This window comes from Nonomuraea sp. NPDC048882, from assembly GCF_040649755.1.
Taxonomy (GTDB): Bacteria; Actinomycetota; Actinomycetes; order Streptosporangiales; family Streptosporangiaceae; genus Nonomuraea; species Nonomuraea maheshkhaliensis.
In genome coordinates, this window is record NZ_JBEZGB010000039.1 from 26,791 (window position 1) to 43,181 (window position 16,391).

Here is a 16,391-nt window from a genome sequence, read left to right on the forward strand (position 1 = left end):
TGAACAATGCCGCGCATTCCTCCCGCCCGCCCGAGGCGTTCAACTGCGCCGGAGCCGCGGTTGAACGCCCGCGAAAGGCCCGGGGAGCCCGGGAGGCCGGGGAGGACAGGGGAGGCTCAGTCGCCGCCGGCGGCCGTCATGACGGCCGCGGCGGGCGTCTCAGACACAGCGGGCGTGCCGGGCGCGAGGGGCGCGTCCGGTGTGTCCTTGGGGTCCCGCAGGCCGAGCCAGTCCAAGGCGTCGTCGAGGTCGCCCGTGGCGCGGATGGCCGCGCGTTCCTCGTGCGTGAGGAAGCCCTCGGCCACCACGTGGTCGAGCATGGCGATCAGCGGGTCGAAGAAGCCGCCTTGATTGATCAGCACGACGGGTTTCTCATGGAGGCGCAGCTGGTTCCAGGTGGCCACCTCCATCAGCTCGTCCAGTGTGCCGAGTCCGCCGGGCAGGACCGCGAACCCGCTGGACAGGCGGTACATGAGGGCTTTGCGCTCGTGCATGGACCTGACCACGTAGATGTCGCCGCCGGCGAGGTCCGGCTGCTCCCGTTCGTACAGGTGGTGCGGGATCACGCCGGTCACGGATCCGCCGGCGGCGGTGACGGCGCCGGCGACCGCGCCCATGACGCCGAGCCCGCAGGCGCCGTAGACCAGTCCCGCGCCGCGGCGCGCCAGGGCCTCGCCGAACTGGCCGGCCACCTGGAGATACCGTGCGTGGGCGCCCGCGCGGGCGCCGCAGAAGACGGCGATGGACCTGCCCTGAGATGATGCTCTGCCTGCCATGTTCGTCTCCAAGCGTCAGTTCGCGTATCTCTCGTCGTAGCCGAGGACCGACTGCAGCAGCACGTTCGCGCCCGCGATCAGGTCGTCCCCTGCGCTGTGCTCCTCGGGTGCGTGGCTGATGCCGCCCCTGCTGGGCACGAAGATCATGCCGATGGGTGCGATGCGTCCGATGACCTGCGCGTCGTGGCCGGCGCCGCTGGGCAGGGTGAGGTGGCTCAGGTTCAGGCTCTCGCTCGCGGCCGCGATGACGTCGCGCAGGCCGAGGTCGCAGGAGACGGCCGGCACGCTGTTCTGGCCGGCCACGTCGATGGCGGTGCCGGTCCTCATGGCGATCTCCAGGATCTCGCCTCGCAGCCGCGCGGCGGCCTGCCGCATGGCGGACTCGGACACGTCGCGCAGGTCCACCTGCATCGTGACGATTCCGGGCACGACGTTCCACGCGTTGGGGGCCAGCGAGAGCGAGCCGACGGTGGCCACCCGCACGGGCCCGTTGCGGCCGGCCAGGTCGCGCACCGCGAGGATCACCTGGGCCGCCGCCACGAGCGCGTCCTGGCGCAGCTCCATCGGCGTGGTCCCGGCGTGGGAGGCTTTTCCGCGTACGGTGACGTCGAGGGTGGAGCGGCCGGTGATGGCCTCGACCACCCCGATGCGGACGTTCCTGCTCTCCAGCACCGGCCCCTGCTCGATGTGCAGTTCGAAGTAGGCGGCCACCTCGTCCGCGGCCCAGACGGCCTGGTCGAGCCGGCCGGGGTCGCCGCCCATCTCGGTAAGCAGGTCGGCGACCGGCCTGCCGCGGTCGTCGGCAGCGGCCAGGTCGGTTTCGTCGAGGGCGCCCACCATCGCGTGCGCGCCCCACATCCCCCTGGTGCCGAACGCGCCCTCCTCGTTGTTGAACGCCACCACGGCCAGCGGGTGCGACAGGAGGGTGCCGTGCTCGTCGAGCGCGCGGGCGACCTCGACGGCCGCGAGGACGCCGTACGCGCCGTCCAGGGCGCCGCCGTTCGGCACCGTGTCGATGTGCGAGCCGAGCATGAGAACGGGCAGGTCCTGGCGCTGTCCCGGCCGGTATCCGATGATGTTGGCCGCGCTGTCGATCCGGGTCTGGAGCCCGGCCCCGACCATGAGGTCGTGCACGAGCTTGCGCCCGCGCAGGTCCTCGTCGGTGAAGGCGAGCCTGGTGACGCCGCCGTCGGCGGTGGCGCCGATGGCGCCGAGGTCGCGGATGGCGGCCAGCAGCCGGTCGCCGGCGATCCGCAGCGTGCGGCCTGGCCGCCTCGTCACGCTGTCCCTCATGACGACGACCCCTGGCCTGTTCGCCGGCTCGCCGCCGGTGAGGCCAGGCGCTCGGCCAGCTCGGCCAGGTCGCGGCCGTGCTGGATGTCGGCCACCGCCACGTCGAGGTCGAGGTCCGCGCTGATCCTGAAGGCCATCCTGGTGGCCAGGATGGAGTCGCCGCCCAGGTCGGCGAAGTTGTCGCGTACGCCTATCGGCTCCACGCCGAGCAGGTCCTCCCAGATGACGGCCAGCGCCGACTCGATGGGGGTGCGGGGGGAGATGAACGCGTCCGCCGCCGGTCCGCGTGGTTCCCTGGGGTCGGGCAGGGCCTTGCGGTCGACCTTGCCGTTCGCGTTGAGCGGCACGGCGTCGATGGCGTGCAGTGCCGACGGCATCAGGTAGGCGGGCACCCGCTCGGCGAGGTGGGTCATGAGCTCCTCCTCGGTCACCTCCGCGCGGGGCACGTAGTAGCCGACCAGCCGGCGCCGGGAGCCCTCGCCGAGGATGGCGGCCACGGACCTGGCCACGGCCGGGTGCCCGGCCAGCACGGACTCGACCTCGCCCAGCTCGACCCGATAGCCGTTCAGCTTGACCTGGTCGTCAACCCGGCCGAGGAATTCGAGGTTGCCGTCCGGCAGCCATCGGCCCAGGTCGCCGGTGCGGTACATGCGGGCGACGTCGCCGAGGTAGGGGTCGGGCACGAAGCGGCTCGCCGTCAGCGCGGGCCGGCCGGCGTAGCCGCGCACCACGCAGGCGCCGCCGATGTAGAGCTCGCCCGCGACGCCCACCGGGGCGGGGTTCAGCGCCGCGTCCAGCACGTACATGGTGGTGTTCGGGATGGCCCGCCCGATGGGGAGCAGGTCGCGCTCGACGGGGCCCTGCGTGTGGAAGACGGCGTTGCCCACCGACGCCTCCGTCGGGCCGTACTCGTTGAGCACGACCGTGCCGGGGTCCAGCCGCCGCCAGTGGGCGAGGTTGCGGCTGGGGAAGGCGTCCGCGCCGACGACGAGGGTGCCGGCCAGGTTCCTGGCCGCGGTCCTGCCGAGGGTCTCGGAGAGCAGGTCCAGGTGCCCGGGGGTCAGCTTGATGAAGGTGAACGGCGCCAGCCGCTCCAGGCGGGCCCCGAGGTCGTGCACCGGCAGCTTCTCCGGCAGCATGCAGACCCGTTCGCCCATGATCAGCGGGGTGTAGATGTTGGGCACGATCATGTCGAAGGCGAAGGAGGAGAACACCGGCGCCCCGCCGCGGCCCCGGCTCGCGTATCCCTCGACGCACCAGTGCAGGTAGTTGGCCAGGCCGGAGTGCGGCACCTGGACGCCTTTGGGCCGGCCGGTCGAGCCGGAGGTGTAGATGACGTAGGCCAGGTTGGCAGGAGTGGCCAGCGGGCCGAGGTCGTGCGCGGGATGGCGCTGGATGTCCGCGGCCCGCGTGTCGGTGCAGAAGACCTGCCAGTTCCCCTCGGGGAGCCGGGAGGCGAGGTGCGCCTTGGTGACGACGAGCTGGGCCTGGGCGTCGTCGAGCAGGAAGCGGAGCCGTTCCGCCGGGTAGCCGGGGTCCAGCGGCAGGTAGGCGGCGCCGGACTTGAGCACGCCGAGCAGGGTGACGATCATGTCCGCGTCCCGCTCGGCGTGCACGCCGACCACGGTCTCGGGTCCTGCCCCGAGCTCGCGCAGCTCTCTGGCCAGCCGGTTCGCCCTGGCGTTGAGCTCGGCGTAGGTGAGTTCGGCCGCGTCGCTGAGCACCGCGAGCGCGTCGGGGGTTTTGGCCGCCTGCCGTTCGATGAGCTGCTGCACGCACTCCTCGCGCGGGTAGTCGCGCACGGGCCCGTTCCAGTCCACCAGCATGCGCCGTCTCTCCGCGGCGCTCAGCGGGGAGAACGTGTCGTGCGGCCCGTCCGGCCCGGCCATCGCGGTCAGCGTGGCGAGGTAGTAGTCGCGGATCGTCAGCGCCTGCGCGTCGTCCAGCTTGCCGGAACGGTAGTCGAGGGCCAGCGTCAGGCGGCCCGAGCGGGAGTCGCGGATGAACCGGGTCGAAAGGGTGAAGTTGTTCGGCTCGACGCGGTGGGTGATCGAGACGCCGTCCTGGCCGGGCCAGGCGTCGGGGAGCCCCACGTCGCTGTACTCGAACATGGAGTCGAACATCTCGGCGCCGCCCAGGTCAGCGGCGATCCTGGCCAGCGGATAACGGCTGTACGGGAGCATCGCCTTGGCCCGGCCGTACACGCGCCGCACCAGGTCCCGCCACCGCCCGCCCGACACGTCCACCCGGAGCGGCAGCACGTTCAGGAAGAGACCGGCCGAGGGGCTTGGCGCGGGCGGGCGCATGGTCACTCCGGTGGCGACGTCGCCGGCGCCGGTCAGCAGGCTGATCACCTTCAGGTGCGCCGTGAGCAGCACGTCCTCGATCGGCACGCCCGCCGCGCCGCTCAGCGCACGCAGCGCGCCGGCGAGGTCGTCCGGCACCGGCGACTCGATCGACCGGTACGCGGTCGCGCCGCAGACGCCGGTCGCCACCGCCGCCCCCGACGCGGCCGGCAGGGGCGTCAGCGTGTAGCCGAGAAGGTGGTCCCGCCAGCGCTCGCCGTGCTCCGCGCCGACGGCCGCCTGCTCCGCCGCGACGAACTCGGGGAACGCCTCAGCGGGCGGGGCGGGGAGCACGGCCGCCGGGTCGGCGAGCAGGTCCGCGTATCGGCGCAGGACCTCGCCGAGCACGAGCGTCAGGCTCTGCCTGTCGAGGATCGCCTGGTGGTAGACGACGGTCCAGTGGAAATCGTCCTCCGCCCAGCGGTGCAGCACGCTGCGCAGGAGGGGCGCCTGCGCGAGGTCGAACGGGCGGCGCCGCTCGACGCCGAGCGCGGCCCGCAGATGCCGCTCCCGCTCCTCCTCGGGGACGCCGCACAGGTCGTGGACCTCGCGCCGCACCGTCGCCACCGCGTGCACGAGCTGCGTCGCCTCGCCGAAGCTGCTCAGGTCGAACGAGGTGCGCAGCACGGCGTGCCGGTTCACCACGTCCTGGACGGCCCGGTCGAACAGCTCCAGGTCGAGCCGGGCACCGCGCAGGCGCAGACTGCAGGCGTTGAGGTAGAGCGTCTCGCCCCCGCCGGACAGCGCGTGGTAGACGATGCCGAGTTGCAGCGCGGACATGGGATAGGCGTTCTCCACCCCGAGGGGCATTCGGGCCGGCCTGGTCGCCGACCCGTGTGCGAATGACAACGGAATCATCAAGACCCCTTTTTTCTCACGTCGTCCGGTGACATTTTCGGGGGCGGACGGAAAGCCACTGAAACAGAATTCAGCACGTCGAAGAAGAGAGAACGGCGGTGAAAGCGGGAATCACCGGCGCGGGCCGCGCCTTTATGCCGGGCTCCACTATGGCGTACCCGCCGCTGCCTGAACAATTGCCCGAATTCGGCGCCGGGCGGGGCCTTCCCGGGGCAGGGCGGGGCGAGCGTTCAACTGCGCCGAGGCCGCAGTCGAACGCTCGCGCGCGACGTCGCCGTCAGCGCTCGCGCATGGGGCGCAGGGCGGGACGGGTGCTCCGCTCCTCGCCGAGCTGCCGCGCGAGACTCGCCACCGTCGGGGCGTCGAACAGGGTGCGGACCTGGATGTCCGCCCCGAGCTGGGCGCGGATGCGGCTGACCAGGCGCACGGCGAGCAGCGAGTGGCCGCCGAGGTCGAAGAAGTCGTCGTCCACGCCGACGCCCTCGACCCCCAGGACCTCGGCGAACGCGGCGCACAGCGCCTCCTCGCGCGCGTCGGACGGGCCGCGTCCCGCACCGGCCGTGGGGGTGAGGTCAGGCGCGGGCAGGGCGCGGCGGTCGAGCTTGCCGTTCCCGGTCAGCGGCAGCGCGTCCAGCACCACCCAGGCGGACGGCACCAGGTGCTCGGGCAGCCGCTCGGCCGCGAACCTGCGGGCGACGGCGGGCAGCGCGGCCGCGCCTTCCGCGTCGCCGGCCGTCAGGTAGCCGACCAGCCGGACTTCACCGGGCGCGGTCTCGTGCGGCACCACGGCCACCTGTTCCACTCCGGGGCAGCCGGCCAACACTGCTGTGACCTCGCCTGGTTCGACGCGGAATCCGCGGATCTTGACCTGGTCGTCCGCTCGGCCGGCGAACAACAACTGGCCGTCGGTGGTCCAGCGGGCGCGGTCGCCGGTGCGGTACATGCGGGTGCCTGGCTCGGACGGGCACGCAACGAAGCGCTCCGCCGTCAGACCCGGGCGGCCGAGGTAGCCGCGGGCCAACTGGGCGCCCGCGACATACAGCTCGCCTGTAACCCCCGGCGGGACGGGCGACAGATGCTCGTCCAGGACGTGGAAGGCGGTGTTGGCCACGGGTGTGCCGACCGGTGCCATGCCACCGCTGCTCAGGCGGGTGGTGGCCACACCGATCGTCGTCTCCGTCGGGCCGTAGTGGTTGAACACCGCGCAACCGCGCTCGTCGGCCTCCTCCAGCAACCGCGCCAGCCAATCAGGAGCAGCCGCCTCACCACCCAAGACCAGCGCACGAGCAGGCAGGAGACCGGGACCCATCGCCGCCAGATGGGACGGCACCATCTTCACGAAATCGATCTCGCGCTCGGCCAGCAGACTGCCGAAAGCATCCGGGTCCGTAGCGGCCTCCTCCGCCATGATGTGCAACTCACCACCCAGGGTCAGCGCGGCGAAAACAATCGTGTTACCCAAGTCGGTCGCCTGCCCCTGAACCAGGGCATACCGGCCGTCGTCCATCCCGAGCCGCCCCGGCACCGAAGCCACATAGTTCGCCAAAGCCCCCTGACTGACCAGCACACCCTTCGGCCGACCGGTCGAACCGGAGGTGTAGATGACGTAGGCCGTCTGGCCGCCGTGCACGACCCGCTCGGGCCGGGTAGCGGGAGCCATCGACAGCCGCAGCTTCGTGAGCGTGTCGTCCAGCGTCAGCATCCGCACCCGCCCGGCCGGGAGCTCGTCCGCGATCTCCTCGCTGGTGACGGTCAGCACGGCCCGGCTGTCGGCGAGCAGGTAGGCGATCCGCTCCACCGGTTGACGTGGGTCGATCGGCACATACGCCGCACCCGCCTTCCACACCGCCAACAACGCCACCACCAGCTCGACACCGCGATCCAGGCACACCCCGACCACGGACTCGGCGCCCACCCCCTCGCCGACCAGGACATTCGCCAGCCGGTTGGCCCGCTCGTCCAGATCGGCGAAGGTGACCTCCTCTCCGTCGGGAGCCACCACCGCGACCGCGTCCGGCCGACCGGCGACCTGCGCCTCGAACAGCTCCACCACCGGAGTCGCCGGTTCGCCGGTCGTCGTGCGATTCCACTCCGAAAGGGCCCGGTGCTCGTCCTCCCCGAGCAGGTCGACCTCGCTCAGCCGACCCCGAGGATCGGCGGCCAGCTGCTCCAGCACCCGCGCCCAGTAGCCCGCGATCCGCCCGGCCCACTCCTCGTCGAACAGGTCCGCCGCGACCGTCACGGAGCCGCGCACCCCGGCCGGAGCCCCGTCGGCGTCGAACGTCTCGCCCACGAGCACGTCGAGGTCGAACTTCGCCGCCGACGTCCCCGCCGACCTGCCCTCGGCTCTGACGCCGGGCAGGTCGAGCACGGCCGCGGCGTTGTTCTGCATGGTGAACACGACCTGGAAGAGCGGGTGCCGGGCCATCGACCGCGCCGGGGCCAGCTCCTCCACCAGCCGCTCGAAGGGCACGTCCTGGTGTGCGAGCGCCGCCAGGCTGCGCTCCCGTACCCGGCCCAGCAGGTCGCGGAAGGCCGGGTCGCCGGTCAGGTCAGCCCGTACGACCAGCGTGTTGACGAAGCAGCCCACCAGATCGTCGAGCGCCACGTCCGTACGACCGGCGTTCGCCGACCCGATCGGGATGTCGGTCCCGGCACCCAGCCGCGACAGCAGCACCGCCAGCGCGGCCTGCAGCACCATGAACATGGTGACGCCCTCGGCCCTGGCCACCTCGGCCAGCCGCGCGTGCACCTCGGCCGGGATGCGCACCGGCACACTGTGCCCCCGGTGCGAGGCCACCGCCGGGCGCGGCCGGTCGAACGGCAGCGCCAGCTCCTCCGGCGCACCGGAAAGGGTGTCCCGCCAGTAGGCCATCTGCGTGGCGATCAGGCTGTCCGGATCGTTCTCGTCGCCCAAAAGCTCACGCTGCCACAGGGTGTAGTCGGCGTACTGCACCGGCAGCGGCTCCCACACCGGAGCCCGGCCGCCGCGCCGCGCCGCGTACGCCACCGACACGTCCCGGGCCAGCGGCCCGATCGACCAGCCGTCGCCCGCGATGTGATGGATCACCACCACCAGCACCAGCTCGCCCGGCCCGGCCGCGAACAGCCAGGCCCGGATCGGCACCTCCGACGACAGGTCGAAGGCGTAACCCGCCGCCTCCGCCACCGCGGCGTCGAGATCGGCCGGCGTCTCCCTGACCGGCTCCCATGCCAGCTCGTCCGGGGTCAGGACCCGCTGGTAGGGCTCGCCGTCGGCGACGGGGAAGACGGTCCGCAGCACCTCGTGCCGCTCGATCACGTCGCGCAGGGCGCGGCAGAGGGCATCCCGGTCGACGTCGCCGGTCAGGCGCAGCACGATCGGGTCGTTGTAGGTGCCGCTCGGCCCCTCAAGCTGGCTGATGAACCACAACCGCTGCTGCGCGAACGACAGCGGCACCCGTTCCGGGCGTTCCATCGGCGTCAGCGGCGTCTGGACGGTGCCGTCTGAGGCCAGCCGGGCGGCCAGCCCGGCCACGGTCGGCGCCTCGAAGAGCACCCGGATGTCCAGGTCGGCCCCGAGCACCGCGCGGATCCGGCTGGCCAGCCGCACCGCCAGCAGCGAGTGGCCGCCGAGGGCGAAGAAGTCGTCGTCCACGCCGACGCTGTCGAGGCCGAGCACCTGGGCGAACACGGCGCACAGGATCTCCTCCCTGGCGTCCTGCGGCCGGCGGTCGCCCGGCCCGGCCGCCGGGCCCGCGTGGCCGGGACGGGGCAGCGCCTCGCGGTCGAGCTTGCCGTTGACCGTCAGCGGCAGCGTCTCCAGCGCCACCACGGCCGCGGGGACCATGTAGCCGGGGAGGCGTTCCGCGGCGTGTTCGAGGATCGAGGGGATGGCGTCGTCCGCGCCGCCGGTCAGGACGACGTAGGCGGCCAGGCGCCTGTCGCCCGGCTCGTCCTCGCGCGGGACGACCGCGGCCTGCGCGACCGCCGGGTGCGTACGGAGCACGTTCTCGATCTCGCCCGGCTCGATCCGGAAGCCGCGGATCTTCACCTGGTCGTCGCTCCGGCCGGCGAAGGCCAGCTCGCCGTGCGGCGTCCAGCGGGCGAGGTCGCCGGTGCGGTAGAGCCTGCCGCCGTCGGCGGCGAACGGGTCGGCCACGAACCGCTCGGCGCTCAGCCCAGGACGGCCGAGGTAGCCGCGCGCCAACCCGGCCCCGGCGACGTAGATCTCCCCGACGGCCCCGACCGGCACGGGCGTCAGGTACTCGTCCAGCACGTAGACCCGCGTGTTCAGCACGGGCGAGCCGATCAGCACCTGGCCGGCGTCGGGGTCGCAGCGCCACAGCGTGGCGTCCACGGTGGTCTCGGTCGGCCCGTACGAGTTGAACATGCGCCGGTCACGCGCCCACCGCGCCATGACGTCCGGCGGGCACGCCTCCCCCGCGACCACCACGGCGACGCCGGGATCGAGCGCCTGCTCCGGCAGCGTGGCCAGCACCGCGGGCGGCAGCGTCACGTGCGTCACGCCCCGCTCGGTGAGGAACCGCGGCAGGCCCTCGCCCAGCCGCCGCTCCGGCGGGATCACCACCAGCGCCGCCCCGGACAGCAGCGCCATCATCCACTCCCAGCCGAACGTGTCGAAACTCGCCGACGCGAACTGCCCCACGCGGCTGCCAGGACCGGCCCCGAGGGCGCGGACCTGGCCCGCGACCAGCGCGGCCACGCCGGCGTGGGTGACCAGCACGCCCTTGGGGCGGCCGGTCGAGCCGGAGGTGTAGATCACGTACGCGGGCTGCGCCACCGACCTGCCGCCTCTGTCCACCGGCGCGGCCGGGCTCTCGGCGTCGATCAGCAGGGTCGTCGCGCCCGCCGCCGGGACGCCGGCCGTGGCCGAGGAGGTGACGACGATCGCGGGCGCGGCGTCCGCCACCATGAACGCCACCCGGTCGGCCGGGTACTCGGGGTCTATCGGCAGGTACGCGCCACCGGCCTTGAGCACGCCCAGCAGCGCGACGATCAGGTCGGCTCCGCGTTCGAGGCACACGCCGACGACCGACTCGGGGCCGACGCCATGCCAGGCCAGCCGCCCGGCCAGCCGTTCCGCGCGCGCGTCCAGCTCGGCGTAGGTCAGCTCGGCGTCACCCGCCATGAGGGCGACCGCGTCAGGGGTGCGCGCCACCTGGGCCTCGAACAGCTCCGCCACGGTCGCGGGCGTCACCTCGGGGGCCTCGGTGTCGTTCCAGCGGGTCAGGACGTCGTGGCGCTCGCCGGCGCCGAGCACGTCCAGGCTGCTGAGCCGGACCCGCGGATCGCCGGAGACGGTCTCCAGCACCCGCGCCAGCCGCCCCGCCAGCGCGGTGACGGTGCCGGGCTCGAACAGGTCGGCGGCGGCGGTGATCAGCGCGCGCACGCCGGCCGGGACGCCGCCGTCGTCGAACACCTCGGCCATGATGACGTCGAGGTCGAACTTGGCGGCGGAGGCGCTGGTGTGCACGGTCTCGGCCCGCAGGCCGGGCAGGTCGATCTCCTCGTCGAGGGTGTTCTGCAGCGTCAGCATGACCTGGAACAGGGCGTGCCGGCCCATCGAGCGGCTCGGGGACAGCTCCTCGACCAGGCGCTCGAAGGGCACGTCCTGGTTGGCGAAGACCGACAGGCTGGTCTCCCGGACCCGGGCCAGGACCTCGGTGAAGGCGGGGTCGCCGGACAGGTCCGTACGCAGGACGAGGGTGTTGACGAAGGAGCCGACCAGGTCGTCCAGCGCCTCGTCGGTGCGTCCCGCGTTCGGCGACCCGATCGGGACGTCGGTGCCCGCGCCGAGCCGCGACAGCAGCATGGCGAGCGCGGCCTGGAGCACCATGAACATGGTGACGCCCTCCGCCCGCGCCACCTCGCGCAGCCGGGCGTGCACCTCGGCCGGCACCTCCATGGGCACCGGGTGGCCGCGGTGTGTGGCCACGAGCGGGCGCGGATGGTCGAAGGGCAGCGTCAGCTCCTCCGGCGCGCCGGCCAGCGCCTGCCGCCAGTAGGCGACCTGCCCGGACAGGACACTGCCCGGGTCCCGTTCGTCGCCGAGCAGCTCCCGCTGCCACAGGGTGTAGTCGGCGTACTGGAGCGGCAGCGGCGCCCAGGCCGGCGGCCGGCCGGCGCGGCGCGCGGCGTAGGCGGCGGACAGGTCGCGGGCCAGCGGGCCGGTGGAGGCGCCGTCGCTGGCGATGTGGTGAATCGTCACGGCCAGGACGTGCTCGTCGGGGGCGAGGCGGAACAGCCAGGCCCGCAGGGGCACCTCGCGGGCCAGGTCGAACACGTACCGGGCGGCGGCGGCGACCGCCTCGTCCAGCTCCCCTCGCGCGAGGTCGGTGACCGGCAGCTCAAGCGCCGCCTCCGCCGTCGGAACGATCTCCTGGTACGGCTCCCCGTCGGCGGCGGGGAACCGGGTGCGCAGCACCTCGTGCCGCTCCACGACGTCGCGCAACGCCAGGCGGAGCGCGCCGACGTCGAGCTCGCCGCGCAGCCGCAGCGCGACCGGCACGTTGTAGGCGGCGCTCGACCCTTCGAGCTGGCCGATGAACCACACGCGGCGTTGCGCGAACGACAGCGGCACCCGGTCAGGGCGCTCCCTGCGCGTGAGCGCCGTCTGCGCGGCGGCGGCGCCGGCCCGGCGGGCCGCGTCGAGGTGGGCGGCGAGCAGGGCCGCGGTCGGCGCCTCGAACAACGCGCGCAGCGGCACCTCCATGCCCATGATCGTGCGGACCCGGCTGATCAGCCGCACCGCCAGCAGCGAGTGACCGCCGAGGGCGAAGAAGTCGTCGTCCACGCCGACGCCGCCGAGGCCGAGCACCTGGGCGAACAGGCCGCACAGGATCTCCTCCTGCGGGGTGGCCGCCCGGGTGGCGGGCCCGGTCGCGTGGTCGGCCGCGTGGTCGGGGACGGGCAGAGCGCGGCGGTCGAGCTTGCCGTTGACGGTCAGCGGCAGCTCGTCCATGGTCACGACCGCCGACGGCACCATGTGCCCGGGCAGCCGCTCGGCCGCGTACTCCCGCAGCACGGCGCCGAGCCCGCCCGCACCGGCCTGCCGGGACGCGCCCACACCGGGACTTGCGGGGTCGGTCGTGGCGGCGTTCGCGGGGTCTGACGCATCGGGGTTCGCGGGTGCGTCCGTATCGCCGCGCGCGGGGGCGGGGACGACGTAGGCGACCAGGCGTACGTCACCGGGCGTGTCCTCGCGGGCCACCACCGCGGCCTGCTCGACCAGCGGATGAGCGGCGAGCACGGCCCGTACCTCGCCCGGCTCGATCCGGAAGCCGCGGATCTTCACCTGGTCGTCCACCCGCCCGGCGAACACCAGCTCGCCCTCGGCGTTCCAGCGCACCCGGTCGCCGGTCCGGTACATCCGCGTCCCGGCGGGCCCGAACGGATCGGCCACGAAGCGTTCCGCGCTCAGCCCCGGCCGTCCCAGGTAACCGCGTGCCAGCCCGGCCCCCGCCACGTACAGCTCGCCCGCCACACCCACCGGCACCGGCGCCAAGCGCTCGTCCACGACGTACACCTGCGTGTTGGCGATGGGCGTGCCGATCGGCACGTCGCTCGCGCCCGCCCGGCACCGCCACACCGCGGCGTCCACGGTGGTCTCGGTGGGGCCGTAGGAGTTGAACAGCTCCCGGCCCGGCGCCCACCGCTCGACCAGCTCGGCCTCCAGCGCCTCACCGCCCACGTCGATGACGACGCCGGCGGGGACGTCCCTCTCATCCAGGCCCGCGAGCACGGCGGGCGGGAAGGCGGCGTGCGTGATGCCCTCGCCGGCGATGAACGCCGCCAGCTCCGCGCCGAGCCGCCGGTGCGGCGGCACGACGACGAGGGTGGCACCGGCGGGCAGGGCCAGCGCCCATTCGGAGCAGAACATGTCGAAACTGACGGACGCGAACTGCAACATCCGCGACCCCGGGCCGACCTCGGTCGGGTAGCGGCGGGCGAGCGCGTGCGCCGTGTTGGCGAACCCCTCGTGGGTGAGGACCACGCCCTTGGGGCGGCCGGTCGAGCCGGAGGTGTAGATCACGTACGCCGGGTGCCGGGGCAGCACCGGCGTCCCCGGATCCCCACCGGACAGCCCACGCAGCTCCGCGACGGTCGCGTCCGAGTCGAGGACGACCAGGCCGGGCGCCGTGCGTGCCCTCCCGCTTGAGTCCACGACCGCGCCGGGCAGCGTGCGGGCCGTGGTGGTCGAGGCGAGCACCAGGGCCGGCGCCGCGTCCTCGATCATGTACGCGATCCGCCCCGCCGGATACTCGGGATCCACCGGCAGGTACGCGCCCCCGGCCTTCAGCACGCCGAGCACCGCGGTCATCAGCTCCACGCCGCGCTCCAGCACCAGCGCGACCACCGACTCCGGCCCCACGCCTCGCCCCGCCAGCAGCCGGGCCAGCCGGTTGGCCCGTTCGTTCAGCTCCGCGTAGGTGACGGCGTCCGCGCCGCAGCTCACCGCGACCGCGTCCGGTGTGCGTACCACCTGTGCCTCGAACAGTTCCGTCACCGTCGCGGGACGGACCGGGACGTCGGTGTCGTTCCAGGCGTCCAGCACCCGCTCGCGTTCGGCCTGGTCCAGCACGTCCACGGCGCTCAGCGGCAGGTCATGGCCGCCGTCCAGGGCCGCTTCGAGCGCGGAGAGCAGGTTGCCGGTGGTGGTGCGCAGCAGCGTGCCGACGGCGCGCGGGTCGATCGGCGCGACGGCGTCCACGGCCAGCGAGAGCCGGTCGCCGTTGTCGTCGGCGTTGACGGTGAGCGGGTAGTTGTCGCGGTCCTCGGAGTAACGCAGCGTGATGCCCGTCATCGCGTCGTTCGAGTCACGCGAAGGGCCGCTGTTGTGACGGTAGTTGAACAGGGCGGTGAACAGCGGCGTGTCCCCGGTGACGCCGCTCGCCTGCTGCGCGACGGCCAGCGGTGCGTGCTCGTGCCGGACGAGCGCGGCGAGCTGGCCGCGCATTGCGCCGACCGCTTCGAGCACGCCCGTCCCGCCTGTGCGGACGCGTACCGGGAGGGTGTTCATGTACGGGCCCGGCACCCGGTCGGAGCCGGTGCCCGCGTTCATCCGGCCGAACAGCACCGACCCGAACACCACGTCGTCGCGACCTGACAGCACGGAGAGCAGCCTGGCCCAGGCCACGTGCAGGAGCGTCGCCGGGCTGGCGCCGGCCCGGCGGGACAGCTCGCGCACCCGCCGCTCCAGCTCCGGCGGGAACGGCACGATCTCGCGTACGGAGGCGGTGCCGTGGCCGCGCACGTCCAGCACGCCGTACGGCGCGGTCGGCTCGGTGACGTCGCCGAGCAGATCGGCGAAGTAGCGCTCGTGCTCGGCCCGCTCGACGGCGCCGCGAGCCTGGGCCACGAACGTACGGAACGGCAGCGGCTCGGGCAGTTCGTCCCCGCGTCCGGAGAGGAAGGCCCGCACCTCGTCGATCACCACTTCGAGCGCGGTGTGGTCCTGCGCCAGGTGATGCACCCGCACCAGCCCCAGCCATCGGGAGGTGCCGGGGACGGGCGTGACGTGGATGTCCATCAGCGGCGCTCGACCGAGTTCCATGGTCCGGCCGACGTGCGCGACCAGGCGTTCGGCGAGGTCGCCCGTGCCTGGGCCGGGCGTCACCTCGCGCACGGGGAGCACCGCCCGCCGCCACACCGCCTGGACGGGTTCGCGCAGCCCCTGCCAGACGATCGAGGTGCGGTAGATGTCGTGCCGGTTCACGACCTGCTGGAGAGCGCCGGCGAAGGCGTCCAGCCGGGCCCGCGAGTCGAACTCGACCACGGTGAGCTGCACGTAGGCGTCCTGGCCGTCCTCGGCGAGCAGGTGGTGGAACAGCAGCCCCTCCTGCAACGGCGCGAGGGGATAGACGTCCGCGATGTTGGCCGCGCCGCCCTCGACCGTGGCGGCGATCCGGTCGATCTCCTCCGCTGTCAGTTCGACCAGCGGCAACATCTCCGGGGTGATCGCGGTGGCGCCGGCCGGGATCGCGTTGTCCGGCACCGCCACGCCTGTCTCGCCGGCCGACCGGGCCACCCCGGCGGGGGTCGGCGTCTGGAAGAACGAGCGCACCGACACCGACACGCCACGTGCCCGCAGCGCCGCGACCGCGCGGATGGCCAGCAGCGACTGGCCGCCGAGGGCGAAGAAGTCGTCGTCCACGCCCACGCTCTCGACGCCCAGCACCTCGGCGAACGCCGCGCACACCATCTCCTCGCGGGCGTCGGCCGGTCCCCGGCCGATGCCGGTCGTGTACTCGGGGGCGGGCAGGGCGGCGCGGTCGAGTTTCCCGTTGGCCGTTCGCGGCAGCGCGTCCAGCAGCACCACGGCCGACGGGACCATGTACTCGGGCAGCCGCTCCGCCGCGTACCCGCGCACGGCCTCGGCACCGGGCGGCTCGTCGCCGGGCACCACATAGGCCACCAGCCGTTTGTCTCCCGGCGTGTCCTCCCGCGCGATCACCGCGACCTGCCGCACTCCAGGACAGTCCGCCAGCACCGCGCGTACTTCGCCGGGTTCGATCCGGAAGCCGCGGATCTTCACCTGGTCATCCACCCGGCCCAGGAACGCCAACTCACCCTCGGACGTCCACCGCACCCGATCCCCGGTCCGATACATCCGCTCACCCACCACGAACGGACACGCCACAAACCGCTCACCCGTCAACCCCGCCCGGCCCACATACCCCCGCGCCACCCCACGACCCGCCACATACAACTCCCCCGCCACACCCACCGGCACCGGACGCAAGAACTCATCCAGCACGAACGCACGCATGTTCGCCACCGGCCCACCCACCACCGGACTCGCCCCGCCCACGCGGGCCACCGCCGTATCCACGGTGCACTCACTCGGACCGTAAAAGTTGAACCCCTGCACTTGAGCAACAGACAGCCTGTCCCACAGCCCCTGCGGTACTGCTTCACCGCCCACGCCTACCAACTGGAGCCCGCCCCGCTCCAGCAGCCCTTCCCCTACCAGCACCTCCAGATACGAGGGCGTCACCTCCACAAAGTCCAGACCCCTGTCTGCCACCCACTCCACGAACCGGCCCGCATCCACCCACGACTCACCATCCACCACATGCAACTCATGACCCGCGAACAACCCACCCAACTGATTCCA

4 protein-coding genes are annotated in these 16,391 nt (G+C 73.2%); all 4 read right to left on the minus strand.

Annotated features, from left to right (window positions below; all coding sequences use genetic code 11):
- Positions 1 to 116 precede the first annotated feature (116 nt).
- The gene (locus AB0C27_RS55460) at positions 117 to 776 is read right to left on the minus strand and encodes a TIGR00730 family Rossman fold protein (RefSeq protein WP_357863299.1); all 660 of its coding nucleotides are present in this window, start codon (positions 774 to 776) and stop codon (positions 117 to 119) included.
- A gap of 15 nt (positions 777 to 791) precedes the next feature.
- Entirely contained in the window at positions 792 to 2,069 is a 1,278-nt protein-coding gene (locus AB0C27_RS55465; protein ID WP_357863302.1) for a Zn-dependent hydrolase, read from the minus strand.
- Positions 2,066 to 5,224 carry an amino acid adenylation domain-containing protein gene (locus tag AB0C27_RS55470; RefSeq protein ID WP_357863305.1) on the minus strand — a complete coding sequence of 1,053 codons (3,159 nt, stop codon included), beginning with the start codon at positions 5,222 to 5,224 and terminating at the stop codon, positions 2,066 to 2,068. Before AB0C27_RS55470 ends, AB0C27_RS55465 begins: the two co-directional genes overlap by 4 nt.
- 325 nt (positions 5,225 to 5,549) lie before the next feature.
- Entirely contained in the window at positions 5,550 to 16,382 is a 10,833-nt protein-coding gene (locus AB0C27_RS55475) for an amino acid adenylation domain-containing protein (RefSeq protein WP_357863308.1), read from the minus strand.
- Positions 16,383 to 16,391: the final 9 nt, after the last annotated feature.